Source organism: Pseudoalteromonas luteoviolacea (assembly GCF_001750165.1).
Lineage (GTDB): Bacteria > Pseudomonadota > Gammaproteobacteria > Enterobacterales > Alteromonadaceae > Pseudoalteromonas > Pseudoalteromonas luteoviolacea_G.
On the sequence record NZ_CP015412.1, the window covers coordinates 381,395 to 399,156 of the forward strand.

Genomic DNA, 17,762 nt, shown 5'->3' on the forward strand with positions numbered 1-17,762 from the left:
CTTACTCCATCATTTTTTCGATTGGCATGACGAGGATGGAATTCGCACCAAGTGCTTTTAACTCTTCCATGGTTTCCCAGAATAATGTTTCGCTGCTTACCATGTGCAGGGCAACGTAGTCTTCACTGCCAGCAAGTGATAGCAGCGTTGGTTGGCCTGTTCCAGGTAGGAGAGCGCAGACTTCTTCAAGCTTTGCTTTTGGTGCGTGTAGCATGATGTATTTGCTTTCTTTGGCTTGGCGAACGCCTTTTAAGCGTGGTAATAATTTGTTAATTAATGAGAGCTTACTGTCGTCATTCAGGTTCGCATTTTGGATTAAACATGCGTTTGACTCTAAAATGGTATCACCTTGCATTAAACCATTTGCTTCCAGTGTTGCGCCTGTAGATACCAAGTCGCAAATTGCGTCAGCAAGGCCTGCACGAGGCGCAACTTCCACCGAACCCGTCAGCATAACCACGCTGGCATCGATGTTTTCTTGAACAAGGTATTGCTTAAGAATTTCAGGGTAGGTGGTGGCAATGCGTTTACCGTTAAACCAGTCTTTTGACTGCTCACCTAACTCTTGTGGCCAAGCAAGTGCCAATCTGCAATAACCAAAATCAAGTTTCGACAGTTTTTTAACCGCGTTAGATTGGCCTGCGCGTTCTCGTTCTGCTTGCGTTTCTACCAGTACATTTTCACCGACAATGCCCAAGTCGCATACGCCGTCCATTACTAGGCCTGGAATATCATCATCACGGACGCGAAGTACATCAATTGGCATATTGGTCGAGTGAGCGATTAAGCGTTGTTCGCGAAGGTTCAGCTTAACACCGAGTTGTTTTAATAATGATTGGCAGTCTTTTGATAATCTGCCTGACTTTTGGATTGCGATACGTAAGCGATTAGATGTATTCATAATTTATTTCCTAATATTCAAAAACGAAAAACCCCGAGGGAACCTCAGGGCGAAATAAATTTTAAATACGTTGAATGATTCGCCGGAGGTTCCTTTTAGGAATAACCCACCAGCGAAATACCTGACAGGCTATCCCGATGTATGATGGTGATGATGTACTGCTGTCAGATTTAAAAACATGTTCTTACCTATTTGTAAAAAATTCTGTAATTCGATTAACTTTTTATAGATAATCATGAAATTGCCAAAGCATGCAAGTACTTTTTGAAAATAAATAAAGAATACTTTATAGCTGCCGATAATAAGTATATAGGTCAGTGGTTTATTTCGTTGGAGGATAAGCTTATGGATGTTTTTAAGCCTTACATGGCACCTATTGTTCGATTAAAAGTTGCACATAATGGGCCGTTTAAAATAGTCGGTGTGCTTGATAACAAAGCTGAAAAGATCAAAGGAAAATCTCAAGCTAATGGTGTGGACAGCGAACTAAAACATCAACGGGAGTTGCCCCCAGATGACGATGAGGAGAACAAGAATAGTTCTGACGATGAAAAACATCTGGATACTTGGGCTTAATATAAGCGAAAAAGTGAGCGTTAATTTACTAATTATATAGAAAAACAAGGGCTGGGATTGTTGGGTAACTTGCTCTTGCTTTGATTTAAAATTAGAATTGCCTGAGTTATTTAGTCAGGTAATATTTTTCTTTGTCCATAGAACAGTACTTCTCAGCGACCGGCCCTCTTGCTAATCATTTTAGTGGATACCAGCCAAGACAACCTCAAATTGAAATGGCTGTTGCGATTGATGACATAGTCAAAAACGGTGGTCAATGCGTTGTTGAAGCTGGTACGGGTACTGGTAAAACATTTGCCTACCTCGTTCCTGCTTTGATAAGTCCCAAAAAAGTCGTTATTTCTACAGGTTCAAAAGCCCTCCAAGAGCAACTGTACCACAGAGATTTACCCAGCCTTTTAAAAGCACTGGGTAAAGGGCGTAAAACTGCTCTGCTTAAAGGCCGAGCCAACTATTTGTGTACTTATCGTCTAAATCAGCATGTTGCCCATGTGCCAACAGATGACCCGGACGTGATGCATCAACTTGCAATGGTTGCGAAGTTTGCAACAGAAACGCAAAGTGGCGATCTGGCTGACTGTGTCGGGATTGAAGAAGACGCAAAAGTACTACCGTATGTGAGTTCGACGGCAGATAATTGCTTGGGTAAAGAATGTCCTGATTTTGCTGAGTGCTATATACGCAAAGCACGCCTAAAAGCAATGGAAGCCGATTTGGTCGTGATTAATCATCATTTATTCTTTGCTGATATGGCGGTTAAGGATTCTGGTTTTGCTGAGTTGATGCCAACCGCAGATACCTATGTTTTTGATGAAGCGCATCAGGTCAATGAAATTGCGAGCGACTATTTTGGCGAGTCAATCAGTACTAAGCAGCTAAATGATTTAGTTAATGACATTCGTGTCATCTATCTCAGTGACATGCCTGATATGCTGCAATTGGGTAAAACGCTCAACAAGCTAACTACCAGTATCGCTGATTTAAGGCTTGTATTTGGTGGTGATGGCGCGCGCGGAGATTGGCGAGAAGCACTGCAAGACAAAGTGATTTGTGAGGCACTACATCGAGTGATTGGCAATTTAGAGTTTTTATATAAAGTACTCAAGCTGTGTCTCGATAGAAGTGATAAAATAGAACATCCATTTGAGCGCGTATTGGCGTTTAAAGGCCAGATGGAGCGGGCATTTGATGTTGCTCAAACTGGGTATAGTTACTGGTTTGAAACCACACGTAGATTTGTAACCATTCACATTACTCCGCTGGATGTTTCAAACCGTTTTCAGGAATTAGTTAAAAAAACAGAGGCCGGTTTTGTTTTTACCTCAGCGACGCTGTCGGTTGACAATAAGCTTGACCATTTTAATGCAAGCCTTGGTCTAAAACCGGATTTTCACAAAATTGTAGACAGTCCGTTTGATTATCAAAAGCAAGCATTATTGTGTTTACCTCGATATTTACCTGAGACCAAAGACGAACTCATGCCGCACTCTTTGGTTAAAATAGCAAAGTCGGTTATTAATGCGGCCGAGGGGCGCACATTTTTACTCTTCACCAGTTATCGTGTGATGCATTTGGTGTATGAAGGGATCAGCACTGCGACTGAGTACCCCGTCTTTATGCAAGGGCAGTCCTCAAAGCGTATTATACTTGAGCAATTTATACGTCATGGTAACGCCGTTTTGCTCGGCACCGCTTCGTTTTGGGAAGGGGTGGATGTACGAGGAGATGCTTTAAGTTGTGTTGTCATCGACAAACTGCCTTTCACTTCTCCAGATGATCCACTGTTACAAGCTAAAATGAAAGATGCTGAGCTCAGCGGTAAAGAGCCTTTTGAGGATATTCAATTACCACAGGCAGTCATTGCACTCAAGCAAGGAGTAGGGCGCTTGATCCGAGATAGATCTGATAAAGGCGTGCTTATTATTTGCGATAATCGCTTAGTTACGAGAAAATACGGCGAAACGTTTATTAAAAGTCTTCCCCCCATGACGCGTACGCGAGACTTGGAGAAGGCATTGAATTTTTTAGAGAACATCGATAAACATGAAACATAATTTGCTAGCAATAGATGCTTCTACAGAAGCCTTGAGCCTTGCCCTTCACTTTAAAGGTAATACATTTACTCATTTTGAAGTGTGTCCACAGCAACACAGCCAGAAAATTCTGCCGCTTGTAGATGCGTTATTATCTGAAGCAAATTGCACACTTAAAGATATAGATGGCATTGTATATGGCCGCGGGCCGGGCAGTTTTACTGGCGTGCGCATTGGTGTAGCAGTCGCACAAGGTCTAGCGTATTCGGCAGGTTTGAAATTACACGGTGTATCAACATTACAAGCCATGGCACAAGAAGCATTGCAAACACAGGACTGTAATGAAGTTATCAGTGCCATAGATGCACGTATGGGTGAGATTTACCTTGGTCATTTTGGTAAAGATGAACAGGGTAATGCCGTTGCCAAACAAGCCGAGATTGTTGTTAAGCCAGATACGCTCAGCGATGATTTTAACGGTATTAAAGGTGTAGGTACCGGTTGGCAAACTTATGTTGAGGATGCACAGCGTCTGAATGTATCAGTCATCGACTCAGTGTCATTACCAAATGCGCAATACATGTTGGCAATTGGTGATATTGCATTTAGCAATGGTGACACGGTCGCAGCTCAAGATGCTCAGCCGCATTATGTTAGGGATACGGTGACCTGGAAGAAGTTGCCAGGTCGCGAATAAGTTACTATCCTTAAATTAGGCACAAATATAGGCGCGTAGCATGCGGATTAATCAAGTCGTTCAAAATCAGAACACTTATCAGTTCAACTCCAAGGTTGTTAAAACTCAGGAGAATACGCGCCCGAATGATCAATCCAGCCCAGTCAGTGATATCAAATTCAGCCAACAAGGCATTAAATTAGCGGAGCAGTTCCAGCAGGACAAGCGCTCGGTTATCTACGATCAACCTTCCTTCAACGCTAGCAAAGCAGTTCAGTCATATTCAGCCGTACAAAACGAAAACAGACGCTCAGAAATACAAGCGCTCATAGGTGTTGATTTATACGCTTGATCAGGTTGAATTATTTTCAGTAAAAATTTGCAAGAACCGATTGTAATCTAAATTTATTGGGGTAATGTAAAAAGAAAAACTGAGTTGTGACAAGAACGTTGCTTAATAAATTTAACCAATATGCATTCAAAATTTCCTCTAACACAGTGATATTGTCACTGCGAGAGGGGTATATTGCGTTAATTCCATTTTTCATCGTTGCGTCGTTAATCACACTCATTAATCAATGGCTCAATATATCCATGAAGGGCGTTGAGCATCAGTTTTTAGAAGACTTTAATGTGTTGGTATGGGGGATTTTTCCTGTATTAACCTTGATGTCTTTTAGTTACTACTTATCTAAAAACTTAAAAGTCCACTCAATTGCCAGTCCAATATTAGTCTTTACTTGTTTCACAGCGACAACAGGATACATCACTATTTCTGATGGTGATCTGGCCATTAATCATCGTATGGGGGCTTTATACTCATTGCTCATGCCCGTTGTTTGTTGCTATTTTCTGTCTTATCTCGAGCGCTTAAGAGTGTTTCGTTTGGTTGGCGTAAGCTCAATTAGTCTATTTTTACGAAAACACTTAAATTTAATTTTACCCTACCTAATCGTTACCAGTGTCGTGTTGCTGCTATTTCCATATATTGATATGGCCGCTGATTCTATCGTGGAGTTGCTAAGATCTCTTAACCCCCACTGGAACGTGTTTGAAAAGCTATCAATGCAGCTGATCATCTCCCATTTGCTTTGGTTTATAGGTGTTCATGGTGATAACACTTATCAATTGCTGGTTTCTAGTGAGTTGACTGGCTACTATGTTTTACCTGATTTAATTAGTTATAACTTTTTTACTGGGTTTGTCATTTTAGGTGGAACTGGGTGTTTGTGGGGCTTGATTGTGGCCGCGATATTTTTGAAAAAAGGTCAACATGAAAAGCGTATTGCAGCTATTTCCTCTCCTTTGGCACTTTTTAACATCAGTGAGGTGATGATATACGCATTACCCATCGTTTTTAACCCATATATTCTTTTGCCATTTTTACTTTGCCCACTAGTTAATGCATCAATTGCATATTTTGCATTTTATAGTGGTTTTGTATCAGTTGAGTACGCCGATGAAATTCCATGGTTTACACCAATTTTTGTAAATGGTTGGCTCCTTACAGAGAGTGTGAAAGGTATTGTATTACAAGTGGGTTTAGTACTGATTAATGCGCTGATTTATTTTCCGTTTTTAAAGGCAAATAGAGACAACAACTTATCAGGTAAGGCACTTGATGTGTTGATGAAACGCTACACCGCAGGGCGTTTGATTGAAGAAGGCGCTGAAGGCTCTTTCAGTGAAACACAAAGAAAAGAACAGATCAGTGCTCATAGCCTAAAGGAAGTGACAGAGGCATTAAATCAAGGGGCGTTGACTTTATTTTATCAACCAAAAATTAATCCATATAACAAGCAGGTTGTTGGCTTTGAAGCGCTATTAAGGCTGACGAACAAAGATGGTACTGTTTCTGGCCCATGGTTTTTAGAAACGTTGGATCAACATAACTTGCTGCATATCATCGACAACTACGTCATTGATCAGTTAGAGATAGACTTAGAGCAGTTTTCGAAGCATGGCTTAAAACCGAAAATTAGCTTTAATATATCACCACAAAATCTTTTAACAGGCGGATATCGAAGAATTATAAAGGCATTTGCCAAATTTCCAGGTCAAGTTGAGGTTGAGTTACTGGAGTCCAGTTATATTGAAGATTTTAATAAAACAGTGACTATTGTTGATTCGCTTAAAAAGAATAAAATTGCGTGTGCAATGGACGATTTTGGTACGGGGTATTCCTGCTTGTCTGTGCTGTCTAAGTTAAATATTGAAACCATCAAGTTAGACCGAAGTTTGTTGCCAGAACAACTAAATAGTAAGTCTATATCGTTATATACCAATTTATCTGAAATGATCTCAAAATTAGGCTTTAAGCTGGTGGCAGAAGGTGTTGAAACTACCGATGAAGAAAAGGTGGTAAAACAGTCTCACATTGAGTGCGTGCAAGGTTTTCTATACTTCAAAGCCATGCCAGTAGAAGAAGCCATTTATTTGTATATGACCAAAGGTGATACAGCCGACAACGCGAATACGGCAAAAGATAAAGGTGAGCCCGTTGAAGAGTAGATAGCTATTTAGTGTGTGCTCAAATCTATATTTAAGTTACTGTTATAAAAAATATTGAGTCAGAATTACAATAATTCAATAACAGGGTTTTTATGTCAAATACACAAAGAGTTAGATCTCCAGATACTACGAGTGCATATCGCGGAACGGTAAGGTGGAAGCCAAGTAAATCCATTTGGTTTCTAATGCATTTTGCAGTAACTATTTTAGTTGCTCCTTTTGTTATTTCTCTCTCTTCAGTCTTAATATTCTTTGTTCTCTCGGCAATTACATTATGCTTTGGACATTCCCTTGGAATGCATCGATTGCTTATTCATCGTGCATACGACTGTCCTAAGTGGATGGAGTATCTATTTGTATACTTGGGCGTATTAGTTGGTATGGCAGGCCCCATTGGTATGTTGATCCAACATGACCTTAGGGATTGGGCGCAAAGACAAAATAAATGCCATGACTATTTACTACATGGGTCCAAAATTATAAAAGATGCTTGGTGGCAACTTAACTGCGATCTTGTCCTAAATAATCCTCCTAAATTTGAGATGGAAGACAGGATATCTAAAAGTCGGTTTTATCAATTGCTAGAAAAAACGTGGATGCTTCAGCAGTTAATTTTAGCTGTCCCTTTATATATTCATGGCGGTCTAGCTTGGCTGGTATGGGGTGTGTCCGTAAGGATTGTCATATCTGTTGGAGGCCATTGGCTGATTGGGTATTTTGCTCACAACCAAGGAGATAAAACGTGGGAAGTTGAGGGAGCCGCAGTGCAGGGGCATAACATCAGAATGGCAGGGCTTTTGTCCATGGGAGAAGCCTGGCATAACAATCATCATGCTTACCCCGGATCTGCCATGTTGGGGCTTTATAAGGATGAGCCTGATCCCGGTTGGTGGGTGTTAAACGCTTTGCACAACCTTGGCATCGTAAAAAATATCAAATTACCTGAGCAGTTACCTGTGCGCACTGAACTAGTGATTGTGGCTAATAATATGACACAACGAGTTGAACGGACGCAAGAAGATTGCAAAGTTGCTCAGTTTCTTCGAAAAGGCATTTAGCTAGTTTGTGCTTCAACCAATGAGTGGGAGCCCCAAAAAAAGCATTTGTTTAACACCAAATGCATGGCTAATTGGCTAAGGCTATTGGTATTTTTATATGAATGTTTTTGATGTTGCCTGCTAGAGTTTTCAGTCCATTTTCCTAGTTTAATTTATTTATCTTGAAACTTTGTAATATTACATAAAGTTAATTGTTATATAACTTAATTTTAACGACAATGGGGGTACCTTTTACCGTAGTCCTTTTGGGCGAGATATTGATACTCGCAAAAGGGTATGAGGTTTGACGACCCCTAAAATCGGTCACATATTGTGGTCGAGTTTAACTAGCGATAAGAAATAAAGAACATTCAAAAGGAGAGTTTCATGATTAAGTTAGCTGCAATATCACTAGCAATTGCTTCAATGGTGTCACTGAGTGCACAGGCTGCGCCTATTACAACGGTTGAAGTAGAAGCCGCACAAAAAGGCTGGGGTGAAGGGATCGTAAAAATCGGACAAGCGAAAGATCCAAAAAAAGCAGCGATTAAGCATTTGGAGGAATTCTATGCGTTTAATAACGGTCAGGTACTGTTTAAGCCGACTTTGGCGTCAGTTGACCAATTTCGAGGCACACAAAAAGAAGCTTTATCTTATTTTGTAGGCCAAGATTTGGCAGAAGACAAAGGGTTCGCATTAGCGCCTTATGTTAAGGTTCGCTGGGAAAATGAAGGGATCATCACAGATGGTAACTCAGCTATGTCGATGGGTAATTACTACTTTACTAAGAAAAATGGTGAAGAAATTAAAGTAGAGTATTCATTTGGTTATATCAAAGACGAAGCAGGTAATGTAAAAATTAACCTTCACCACTCTTCTTTGCCATTTAAGCTGTAACTGCGCTTTAATCGTGCTTCCAATACCTGTGTGATGCAGGTATTGGGCGTATGTTCTTTAAAGCGAGCTCGCCAAACTCCCAGTGGTTATTTTATCGCTTCTTTTAAAACATACCTTTTGGTCTACGATTTAGTAATTGTGCATTTGACATAAGGGCGTGTAATTAGTTACAACACTCCGAGTTATTATCTGCCATAAATTGAAAGTGTTTATATTTTTTGTCTTCTAATTTTTGGCGGTTGTTTGGCATAAAATCATGCTCAAAATCATAATGAAAGAAAGTTTTATGCGTTTCATCATCTCATCTTTATCTTGTTTATTACTTTTATTGCATACGCCGGAATCACTCGCGAGCTCACGAGTATCCAAAGTGGTTACTACTGAACACTTAGAGTGGGGGTATCTCAACCCGTTAAGAGGAAAGTTGAGCCCTGGCGCGGTAAACCTTTGGGGAGATAGAACAAAAAATAGCGCCACAGGTATGTTAGTCCGCTTTAAAAAAGGGTTTGAGTCTCCACCGCATATACATAATATCACCTACCGAGGTGTGGTGATCGATGGTCTATTGCACAATGATGACCCAAGTGCTGAAAAAATGTGGATGCCCAGAGGATCGTATTGGACTCAGCCTGCAGGAGAGTCTCATATCACTGCAGCCAGTGGCAATACTAATATGATATATCTTGAAATCGATTCAGGTCCTTATTTGGTAAGACCTATGGATCAAGCATTTGATAATGGAGAAAGACCGCTCAACCTGCACAAAAACAATATTGTTTGGCTTGATCAAAAAGCGGCTTCATATCTTAAAAGTCCCAATGTGAGGGCAACACAGCTGTGGCGTAGTGACAACGCAGTGAGTGGGTATATGATAAAGCTGCCTAAGAAATTTAACGGTGTGATAGTGAGCAAAGCAAGCGAATTTAGAGCCGTAGTTATTTCCGGACAAGTAAGCTATCGCTCTAGTGAGCAAAACGTTATAACGCTAGACGCTGGTAGTTACATTGAATCCACAGCTGCATTGGATCATTTTGTGACGACCCCTAATAATGAAGATGTTATTTTGTATATTCGCACAGATAATCAATTTGAGATCAGATAAATAGAGCTCTGTCATGTCATTGGCGTGTTTGTGTCATGCTGCTGTCGCTATCGGGTCTGGTCAGTGTCAGGTAATATTTTTCTTACAGTTAGTATCATGACCCGATATTATCATTTTAAAGGGATGGCAAATATGAGTCAGGATGTGAAATTAAGTAAAGAAAAAATACATAAATTGCGTATGGCTAAATGCTGGAGTCAGGATGAACTTGCAGCTGCGAGCAGTTTAAGTGTCAGGACTATTCAGCGGGTGGAAAAAACGGGGTCTGCATCGTTGGAAACCACAAAAGCGCTTGCATCTGTTTTTGGTGTTACACCCACAGCCCTTCAGTCCTCAAAAAGGGTTGAAAACATGACATTTAATTTTATATGTAAATACGCGTGGTTAATGGCATTTGCTGCTGCAAGCCTATTTTTCGGAATGTGGATAATTGATATTCTTATACCGACGCTTAAAGGGGCTGACTTTAATCAACAGTATGAATTGCATGGCAACTTTAGGTACCTAGACTTTGGTGGAACCTGTTTCGTCATTGGGTTTGTTTTGTTAGGGCTGAATATTCTTTATGACTATCTGTCTCAAAAAAGATTACTTAATGACACCAACAATAAATAAGGCCAGTGTATCCATAATCTATCAGGTTTAAACTACAGATTGACGAATAATTGATTAGATGAGTCGTTTTGATTTGCCAGAAATGAGCAAGCCTCAGATCTGACAAATCAATTTCTTATCTATTGAGCTATTTTTTATTTTTTACTTCAAACAACAAAATCTGACTAAGCTGCTTGCCATGAATGTTAAAGTTATTATCTGATACCATTAGCAAACTTTGATTTCCGTTTGAAAGTCGCGGACCAAATGTCATACCTTCTAAGTTGTCAATATGCTTTGAACCTAATTGATGTTTTATTGATTCCATATTTAACACTAATGTTTTTTTTGCAGCTTGGTAAGGATCACTTTTCAATGATGCTAATTGCGACGTATCCGTTGCATTTTTAATGTCAATGAGGAAGATACTAACGCTATTCCCACCGTCTGGGATCCCCGCTGTATATGAGCGCTCCATAGTTAAGAACTGATGTTCATTAATTTGTAAAATCTCTACGAGTCCAGTTGTACGAAATGCATCAGGCTTTGCTTCGGGGCGATTGACCATAGGTTCTAGAAAATAAGCGAACTGTTTTTGCATTTTTTTTGAGACGAAATCAAAGTAAGAAATACGGATCATGCTACCGTGCTTGATAGAGGCTTTTTCTCCATCTTGTTTGAGTGGCCCCTCCATTGACACCCACATACCTTTACCTGATGGTGAGATCGTCAACCCTTCAAACACAGCGTTGTGTCTAGGTCCGGATACTTTGTTTATATCAAACATGCTTGGTAGCTCAAATCGTGACATGCCTGATTCTGTTTGCAAGAATATTGCAGGTGATTTGTTGTACTTTATGCTGCCTTCGCTACTCCAAGCGATACCGCTATTATTTGGCAATGCGCGCAGGCTTTCTGGATCGGCGACGATTGACCGTTCATTTTTGCTAATTAGTTGGATAGATTGTTCAAACTTAACATCGGTAAACTTGTTTTCATTGATTTGAATAGTGGCGGAGAAATACCTTGGATTATCTGCGTCATCTGCAATCATCAAGTATTTGCCGTTTGCAAACTCAATACTTGATAGGCCCCCGACAGTATCTCCTTTGATTTTTAGGTCTGCAGGCACAATGAATTCATCTAAGTATGAAAGCTGCATAGTTGCAGAGTGAGCAAAAAAAGGTGCTAAAAGGGCAAAGAATAAATAATTGCGCATAATGTTTTATCAACAAATGAATTAGAACTGAGGAATATACGCGGGTATCGTTAAGTTTGCATCACAATACTAATAAAAAATTAGTTAATTTGAACTTCTGTACTGACAGAAGTCTTTATTGTTTGTGGATATTGCTTAGCGGAGAAAATTGTGCCCGGTTTTAGTGGGCAACATAACCTCTGCTGGCCGAGAAAACTTTTATCAGTCGTGATTCAATCATAAGTTTGAAGGAGACTGAAGGGCATTCGTTTCATTCCGAAAAAGCTGATTATGGCTCTGTGAACTTCGTTGATTAAATTTTTAATTAATTTACATTACAGTCTGTTACTTAGTGCCAAAATTAGATACAGCAGTTTATTATTAAGTTATTTACAACGAAAGCAAAATAGATCCCTACCGCATGTTTTTGGTGCCGAGATCAATATCGCAAGAGTAGCTATTGTTATATTGTTTGGTTTATTGCATGGCCTTTCTTATAGTGATGGTGATATTGTTTTTTCTGCTTTAAATACCTTACTTACAGGGTTTTACGGATTTATATTCTTGTGGCTCAGAGAGCGAACAGGCAGTTTACTTATGCCTATTTTGTCACATAATGCAATTAACCTAATCGGACAGTTCTTTTAAATAGGCGTAGCAAAAGGTTCTTTGATTCGGTTCACACTTTCAAAGAGAGTAAACTTTAATAGTTTACTCATGCATCTGTTCCACGTTGCTAGTTTAGGTTAACTTTGGGTTTGAGGTTTTATCAAAAATGTTGTGTGAAAAGACTTCAGCCCTTTTGCCGAAAAGGTAATAGCGCGACTATCCAAGTCTCTTTCTGCCCATTGCTTTTCAAATATGAAATCTAAAACCCATCTTCCTAAGCTGCCAGCTAAGTGGTTTCTTCTCTCACTCCAATCTAAGCATGATTTACAGATCGGGCGTTTAGCTTTCTCAAGCGCCGATACATCGACGCCTAAACTGTTAAAGTGGGCTTTGCCTTTTTCAGTGAGTACAGATTGTTCACCCAAGTCTATAAGCATATCGGCTGATACCAGCGCATCATAAAGCTTAACCCCAAGCTCACCAGCTAAATGGTCATAGCATACTCTAGCAAATTTTAATCTGGGGTCCGCTGGTCCTGTATTGACAGTAGCTGATGAATAAGATGAGACAACAAGTAACTGTTCTAGCACTGTCGCAACATGTTGCCCTTTTAATTGAAAATACTTATGACGACCTTGCTTTCGAACTTGCAATAGCTCGCCGTCGACTAATTTTCCCAGGTGACTACTGGCAGTCTGCGCTGTGATCTCGGCTTCTAAAGTCAGCTCTGTTGCGGTGAGGGCTTTTCCTCCCATAAGGGCTATCAACATTTTTGAGCGAGCAGGGTCTGCAATTAACCCTGCGACATTCGAAATATTTGGTTCCATAACTTCTTAATAGTTCGATGCACATCGAAGCATAACATTTTCAAAGCGTTAGACTGCCTCAAAACAATAAAGGAAGCAAACTAAATGTATATGACCTGTTTCATAGAATACGAAATCGACCCAAGTAAATTAGCGCAATTTAATCAATACTCGAAAAATTGGGGAGAGATTATTCCTCGCCTAGGGGGAGAGTTGATTGGCTACTTCATGCCTTATGAAGGGGACAATAAGCGAGCCTATGGCCTTATTGCATTTAGCAGTCTTGCAGATTACGAGTCATACCGTCATAGATTAAGGGCTGATGAACAAGCTCAAGCAAACTTTCAGTTTGCGCTACGAGAGCGTTTTATTTTGCACGAAAAACGTTATTTCCTGAGTGGTGTTGAAGGCACATTAACATTAATTGGAGACAAATGAGATGATCGCAGTGATATTTGAAGTGACTCTCAAACCTGAAGGCAAAGAGCGCTATTTTGATACAGCTGCCGAGCTGAAAAACTTACTTGTAAAGCAAGCTGGGTTTATCTCAATTGAGCGTTTTGCTCATGTTTCTCACTCTGACAAATATCTTTCCTTATCATTTTGGGAAAATGAAGATTCGGTTTTAAAGTGGCGAGCTAATATCGAACACCAGCGCGCTCAAGTATTGGGTAAATCTATGCTATTTGCAGATTTCCGACTGCGTGTTGCTACTGTCATTAGAGATTATGATATGAGTGGCTCAAGTGACACGCAGAGAAAGTTAGAGATCTAATGTGAAAATTACCGGGTACTTAAAGGTGCATGTGAGACTGAACAAAAATTGCTGGACCATGCTTTTGAGTATTAAATTCAATGCAAGTTGCTGAAGTACATTTCTCCATAGCAGTAAGTTCGCTAGAGGAAGTCGAGAGTGAGTTTTTTCCTCATTAACGTGTTTTCTCCTAACAGTACTAATTATGTTCAGGACCTGGTGTAAACTTTCTATTAATTGAAAGAGGTAAAATACAAAGCCACTTAGTGTGGCTTTATATTTTCAATCAAACTAAAAAATAAGAGGCTTGATGTGAGCAACTTTATCTGATCACGTGCCACTTGGTTTGCCTGCCAGCTAAATACCAAACATGCGTACCGTCGAATACCGCGTCTTGTTCTAGCTTGATCTGAACCCACTGGTTATCCCACTCTGGTAATTGAATCTTAATATTTCCCTCGATGGCATATACCGTATTTGGATAGAGTTTCCAATCACCTTGGATAGGAGTTGGACCTTGATTATCCCACATACCTATTGTTGGACCTGGTGCATGACCAACGAAACCCAATGGGTGCGTATAGGTACTGCTGATAATATTTGCAGATTTACTATCTCGAATGGTATCAGCCAGTATCTGATTACCTGTAAGTCCTGTTTTAAAGTTGCTGGTTAGAATGTCTTGCCAGCGATTCCCAACAGACATTGCATTTTTCAATCCTTTTGGTACTTCCGTTTCATTGAGCTTTAATACGTAGCCCATTTCTTGCGTGTCAGTACATTGATTGAGATAGCATATGCCTACATCGGTGTGGATGATGTCCCCAGGTAAAATGACTCGGTTATACTTACCCATGAATACTTCATCTTTCGGAGGGTTATCACCGCGGCGTTGAATATTGACATAAGGTTGGAACCAAGGACGAAGTTGTAGTTCTTCAAAGCGTTCACGAAGGTACCACTCTACATCTGTGGTTGTTGTAACTCCAGGGGTTATTACTTTGTTTGAAAAGGCTTCAGCAATAACGCGTCTTGCAATGGTGACCGCTTGAGGGTAAACATTAAGTTCCTTTTCGCTGCGTGTTTCTAGCCATCTGATTACGAGGTTTTCAGCACTGACTAACCGCTTTTCATATTTATTAGGTAAATACTTTTTCAGCTGATTGTGTAAGCCAACACTTAAACCATCTGCGAGCGCCCAGTCTTCACTGATATTTATACCAATTCGTTTTGGGTCTTTCTCAGCGATTACCTCGGCCAAACGCTGCCATTGTTCTTCATTACTGCCGCCTTTCCAAACAGTAGGGTATAGATCCCCGATTGGGTAGCGGCTAACACTGAAACGCTCCACACTACCATCTGGCTTCTTAGAGAAAACGAGCAAAGTTGTGCGTCTAGCTGCAAAAGTCGGTTGCGGGACAAGTGTATAAAACAATTTGTCCTCTCCGTACTCTCTATTAATCACCAACCACATATCTAAGTCGGCTTCATCCATGAGTTTAGGAAGGAGGTTATCGAGTCTATTGGTGACCATTCTATTGATTGGCTCTACACGCTCTTTAAAACTTAATACGTCTGGTAGTGCTTTAATTTCGCGTCCTTGGGAGAATTCTTGTGCAGCAAGAGACGTGCTGAGACCTAAAAAGGCTCCAAATAGTCCAAAAATCTTATACATATTGATCCTACTGTTTATTTAATCAAAATTTGAAGGCTACCTTTTATTACGAGCCCTAAAATCAGTGTCTTTATTGTTAGTAAGAGCAATGATGATATGCGAATGAAAATTTGACGGCAACTGAAATGCCATGAATTACAAAGCAGCTTTTTTACATAATATGAAATTATGCTGCGATTTAACATTGAGTAACTATTAAATCGCAGAGAGTTATTTTATTGTTTACCAATACTATTAACTGGGGCCGACTTATATGCTAAGTTGGCCTTAAATTTATTTAACGTAATACAGCAAAGAGTTTTGTTCTGCACCACTGTATACGCCATTATTATATGGCCAGAGGTCAAATTTAACATTATGCTGATATAGCGATGCGCCATTACGAGTGTAACCGTCACCGCGGCTTGTTGGTTTTGTACTTAAACTAATAAAGGAGTAATCAAGACCGGATAGGCTACATCCAGTTCCTTCGTTTTGCCATAGGACAGCTGTATCATAGGGGACTTTGGGCTGGCTTAAATCAACATTTTGTTGCAAGGAAACACAGTTAGCGTTGGTTAATTTAGCTTTGCTGATCTGTGATACCTGATTGTATTCATCTACAAACATCATTCCTGACGTCATCTGCTTTTGAATATTCTGCCATTGTGCTGCTGGTAATACACCGCTAGTCGTCTCCGTGACCGGTGAAGTTACAACCAGTTCATTTAGTCCATCCGAGTGGTTGGCTACCAGTGTCCAGCCACCCCCATTAAGTGTCATTTCACAATGCGCATAGAATGCAGGCTCACCGCCATTTCCATCTGGGTCTATTTGATAAATCCCTGTGGTTGCATTTGGTGTTTGCTGTTTTATTGAAGCGCATGTGGTGCCTTCAATTGGTGTTGGGTCCTCAGGTTCAATGACGGTATCATGTGTTACAAAGCCCCCATAATACTCTAATTCGCCTATTACACGCATGGAGCTAGTACTATTATGTGTAGAGTGAATTTTTAGCCTGATGTACTTCCCGATAGCAGGCTCTGTTAAAGTAATAAGCTGGTTAAGGCCCATTGGGACTGTGAAAGTCTCGTGGTCTCTAAAGTGCACATTATCTTGCGAAACTTGCAGGGTAACTTCTTTTGGTCCCATAGTTTTAGCTCCTTCATAAAGCATAACTCTAAAAGAAGTGATGTACGCATTACGCTCAAACGCGACTTGTAGCCAGTGTTCTTGCTCGATTGTAGAGACCCATATCCCACGCCTGATGCGCTTTGGAGAGTCAATGTTTACTTGTAGGCCGTTGTTAAAGCCATCAAATGCGCCTGAAGGGCTATCTTTTGAATAAGAGTTACTAGCGGTGTAAGAGGCTTCAGTTAGCCCATTGCTGCCTAGCAGTGCAATGTTGCCATATTGCCCAGTTGCTTCTCCAGGGTCAATGGCAAATTGACTACCAGTATCTAGACGAAGGGCCATCGTATCTTTGCCATAGTGAGTAATATCCTGAGCAAACAGCTTATTCTTAACCGTTAGGATATTTATGATTTCAAGTAAATGGTCGGTTTCGGTGTCACGTGATTGCTCTTCTTGAACGAGCAGCTTTCCATTGACGGTTTGAAACCCTTCTTGGTTAATGGCTTGGTGCGTCAACTCATAAGCTTCATTATTGTGTGTGATCCCTGCATTGGTAGGGCTATAAACGGCAAGATAGCCAATTGATTCTTCAGTATGGCTATTTCCTGCTTCTTGCTCATTGAGTGCTACACCGAAGGTTAATGCTGACGCGCTTGATACACGCAATGAAAAGGCATCGGGGTCATTTTGTGTTTGACCACTGAGTAAAATATGCGGTGTATGGGCAAAGCTCTCGTTAAAAAATTGATGGGTGGAGCCACCAGTCATGGTAAATTCACCAATTTCCCAAAAGCTGCCATCTTGAAGTTGATGACGCCCTTTTTCCGCTACTAAAAAGGCAACTCGTTCTTCACCATGTATGCCATCTAAATATGGCCATTCTTTAAATTGAACATCGAAACTTGAATCGGTCACATTTGAAATTGATACAACACCCGCTTGTGGGTCATTAAGAGTGGGGATTGAAGCAAATACAACGGGATCATTAAAACCATTGATAGGGACTGTGATTTTTTGGTCTGTTATTGTGACGTCTTCGATGAGAGTAAAAGGTTGCGCATTAGCGGCTGTGACAAAAGCCAAAGAGCAAATACCAAGAAGTTTAAACATAGCCATCCTTATTTGTTGTCTTTAGATATTATTTATCTTATCTATAGTTATTATATAGAATAATAACGTTTTTTTGAATGGTGAAAACGACTTAATGTATTGTTTTATATTAATAATTTAATAATTGTAATGAGGGCGGTTATCTGATGTTAGGTCGTGCATCGGTGCAA

General features: G+C 40.2%; 17 protein-coding genes. 12 read left to right on the forward strand and 5 right to left on the reverse strand.

Features of this window, described 5'->3' with window-relative positions; translation table 11 throughout:
* Window position 1 precedes the first annotated feature (1 nt).
* The gene (hisG, locus tag S4054249_RS22380) at window positions 2-901 is read right to left on the reverse strand and encodes an ATP phosphoribosyltransferase (protein WP_046356012.1); all 900 of its coding nucleotides are present in this window, start codon (window positions 899-901) and stop codon (window positions 2-4) included.
* A 264-nt stretch (window positions 902-1,165) separates the two neighbouring features.
* Here hisG and S4054249_RS22385 point away from each other — a divergent pair, with 264 nt between their 5' ends.
* From S4054249_RS22385 to S4054249_RS22425, 9 genes are all read left to right on the forward strand, one after another.
* Window positions 1,166-1,477 carry a hypothetical protein gene (locus tag S4054249_RS22385; protein ID WP_052960951.1) on the forward strand — a complete coding sequence of 104 codons (312 nt, stop codon included), beginning with the start codon at window positions 1,166-1,168 and terminating at the stop codon, window positions 1,475-1,477.
* Window positions 1,478-1,608: 131 nt separating this feature from the next.
* Complete coding sequence (locus tag S4054249_RS22390; protein WP_063881454.1) at window positions 1,609-3,531, forward strand: ATP-dependent DNA helicase; 1,923 nt, start codon at window positions 1,609-1,611, stop codon at window positions 3,529-3,531.
* Complete coding sequence (gene tsaB / locus S4054249_RS22395) at window positions 3,521-4,207, forward strand: tRNA (adenosine(37)-N6)-threonylcarbamoyltransferase complex dimerization subunit type 1 TsaB (RefSeq protein ID WP_046356014.1); 687 nt, start codon at window positions 3,521-3,523, stop codon at window positions 4,205-4,207. The genes S4054249_RS22390 and tsaB overlap by 11 nt, the downstream gene beginning before the upstream one ends.
* 40 nt (window positions 4,208-4,247) lie before the next feature.
* Window positions 4,248-4,538 (forward strand): hypothetical protein, encoded by a 291-nt coding sequence (locus tag S4054249_RS22400; RefSeq protein ID WP_052960952.1) that lies wholly within the window; start codon window positions 4,248-4,250, stop codon window positions 4,536-4,538.
* An 86-nt stretch (window positions 4,539-4,624) separates the two neighbouring features.
* On the forward strand, window positions 4,625-6,697 hold the full coding sequence (locus S4054249_RS22405; RefSeq protein WP_230851935.1) for an EAL domain-containing protein: 2,073 nt from the start codon (window positions 4,625-4,627) through the stop codon (window positions 6,695-6,697).
* A 296-nt stretch (window positions 6,698-6,993) separates the two neighbouring features.
* On the forward strand, window positions 6,994-7,755 hold the full coding sequence (locus tag S4054249_RS22410; RefSeq protein WP_230851936.1) for an acyl-CoA desaturase: 762 nt from the start codon (window positions 6,994-6,996) through the stop codon (window positions 7,753-7,755).
* Between the two features lie 366 nt (window positions 7,756-8,121).
* Window positions 8,122-8,631, forward strand: a complete 510-nt coding sequence (locus tag S4054249_RS22415) for a hypothetical protein (protein ID WP_187301408.1) — start codon at window positions 8,122-8,124, stop codon at window positions 8,629-8,631.
* A gap of 256 nt (window positions 8,632-8,887) precedes the next feature.
* Window positions 8,888-9,733 carry a DUF4437 domain-containing protein gene (locus S4054249_RS22420; RefSeq protein WP_046356016.1) on the forward strand — a complete coding sequence of 282 codons (846 nt, stop codon included), beginning with the start codon at window positions 8,888-8,890 and terminating at the stop codon, window positions 9,731-9,733.
* A gap of 63 nt (window positions 9,734-9,796) precedes the next feature.
* Window positions 9,797-10,348 (forward strand): helix-turn-helix domain-containing protein, encoded by a 552-nt coding sequence (locus S4054249_RS22425; protein WP_230851938.1) that lies wholly within the window; start codon window positions 9,797-9,799, stop codon window positions 10,346-10,348.
* A 127-nt stretch (window positions 10,349-10,475) separates the two neighbouring features.
* Here the strand turns inward: S4054249_RS22425 and S4054249_RS22430 are convergent, their stop codons facing one another.
* Window positions 10,476-11,546, reverse strand: a complete 1,071-nt coding sequence (locus S4054249_RS22430) for an esterase-like activity of phytase family protein (protein ID WP_046356018.1) — start codon at window positions 11,544-11,546, stop codon at window positions 10,476-10,478.
* Between the two features lie 288 nt (window positions 11,547-11,834).
* Between S4054249_RS22430 and S4054249_RS27340 the strand changes: the two genes are divergently transcribed.
* Window positions 11,835-12,173, forward strand: a complete 339-nt coding sequence (locus S4054249_RS27340; RefSeq protein WP_052960953.1) for a CPBP family intramembrane glutamic endopeptidase — start codon at window positions 11,835-11,837, stop codon at window positions 12,171-12,173.
* Between the two features lie 98 nt (window positions 12,174-12,271).
* On the opposite strand, the gene S4054249_RS22440 is transcribed toward S4054249_RS27340, so the two are convergent.
* Complete coding sequence (locus S4054249_RS22440; protein WP_046356019.1) at window positions 12,272-12,961, reverse strand: ArsR/SmtB family transcription factor; 690 nt, start codon at window positions 12,959-12,961, stop codon at window positions 12,272-12,274.
* An 84-nt stretch (window positions 12,962-13,045) separates the two neighbouring features.
* Here S4054249_RS22440 and S4054249_RS22445 point away from each other — a divergent pair, with 84 nt between their 5' ends.
* Window positions 13,046-13,378, forward strand: a complete 333-nt coding sequence (locus S4054249_RS22445) for an NIPSNAP family protein (RefSeq protein ID WP_046356020.1) — start codon at window positions 13,046-13,048, stop codon at window positions 13,376-13,378.
* A gap of 1 nt (window position 13,379) precedes the next feature.
* Window positions 13,380-13,715: an antibiotic biosynthesis monooxygenase family protein gene (locus tag S4054249_RS22450; protein WP_046356021.1), complete on the forward strand. Its 336-nt coding sequence runs from the start codon at window positions 13,380-13,382 to the stop codon at window positions 13,713-13,715.
* A 301-nt stretch (window positions 13,716-14,016) separates the two neighbouring features.
* Here the strand turns inward: S4054249_RS22450 and S4054249_RS22455 are convergent, their stop codons facing one another.
* Both S4054249_RS22455 and S4054249_RS22460 read right to left on the reverse strand, forming a co-directional pair.
* A complete protein-coding gene (locus S4054249_RS22455) occupies window positions 14,017-15,369 on the reverse strand; it encodes a M24 family metallopeptidase (RefSeq protein WP_046356022.1) in 1,353 nt (450 codons plus the stop codon).
* Window positions 15,370-15,642: 273 nt separating this feature from the next.
* Window positions 15,643-17,592: a discoidin domain-containing protein gene (locus S4054249_RS22460; RefSeq protein WP_046356023.1), complete on the reverse strand. Its 1,950-nt coding sequence runs from the start codon at window positions 17,590-17,592 to the stop codon at window positions 15,643-15,645.
* Window positions 17,593-17,762 lie beyond the last annotated feature (170 nt).

Excerpts from the sequence above, each read along its gene's own strand:
- hisG (WP_046356012.1), bottom strand. The coding sequence starts at position 901 with ATGAATACATCTAATCGCTTACGTATCGCAATCCAAAAGTCAGGCAGA.
- tsaB (WP_046356014.1), top strand. The coding sequence starts at position 3,521 with ATGAAACATAATTTGCTAGCAATAGATGCTTCTACAGAAGCCTTGAGC.
- S4054249_RS22400 (WP_052960952.1), top strand. The coding sequence starts at position 4,248 with ATGCGGATTAATCAAGTCGTTCAAAATCAGAACACTTATCAGTTCAAC.
- S4054249_RS22410 (WP_230851936.1), top strand. The coding sequence starts at position 6,994 with ATGCATCGATTGCTTATTCATCGTGCATACGACTGTCCTAAGTGGATG.
- S4054249_RS22415 (WP_187301408.1), top strand. The coding sequence starts at position 8,122 with ATGATTAAGTTAGCTGCAATATCACTAGCAATTGCTTCAATGGTGTCA.
- S4054249_RS22420 (WP_046356016.1), top strand. The coding sequence starts at position 8,888 with ATGCTCAAAATCATAATGAAAGAAAGTTTTATGCGTTTCATCATCTCA.
- S4054249_RS22430 (WP_046356018.1), bottom strand. The coding sequence starts at position 11,546 with ATGCGCAATTATTTATTCTTTGCCCTTTTAGCACCTTTTTTTGCTCAC.
- S4054249_RS22440 (WP_046356019.1), bottom strand. The coding sequence starts at position 12,961 with ATGGAACCAAATATTTCGAATGTCGCAGGGTTAATTGCAGACCCTGCT.
- S4054249_RS22445 (WP_046356020.1), top strand. The coding sequence starts at position 13,046 with ATGTATATGACCTGTTTCATAGAATACGAAATCGACCCAAGTAAATTA.
- S4054249_RS22450 (WP_046356021.1), top strand. The coding sequence starts at position 13,380 with ATGATCGCAGTGATATTTGAAGTGACTCTCAAACCTGAAGGCAAAGAG.
- S4054249_RS22455 (WP_046356022.1), bottom strand. The coding sequence starts at position 15,369 with ATGTATAAGATTTTTGGACTATTTGGAGCCTTTTTAGGTCTCAGCACG.
- S4054249_RS22460 (WP_046356023.1), bottom strand. The coding sequence starts at position 17,592 with ATGTTTAAACTTCTTGGTATTTGCTCTTTGGCTTTTGTCACAGCCGCT.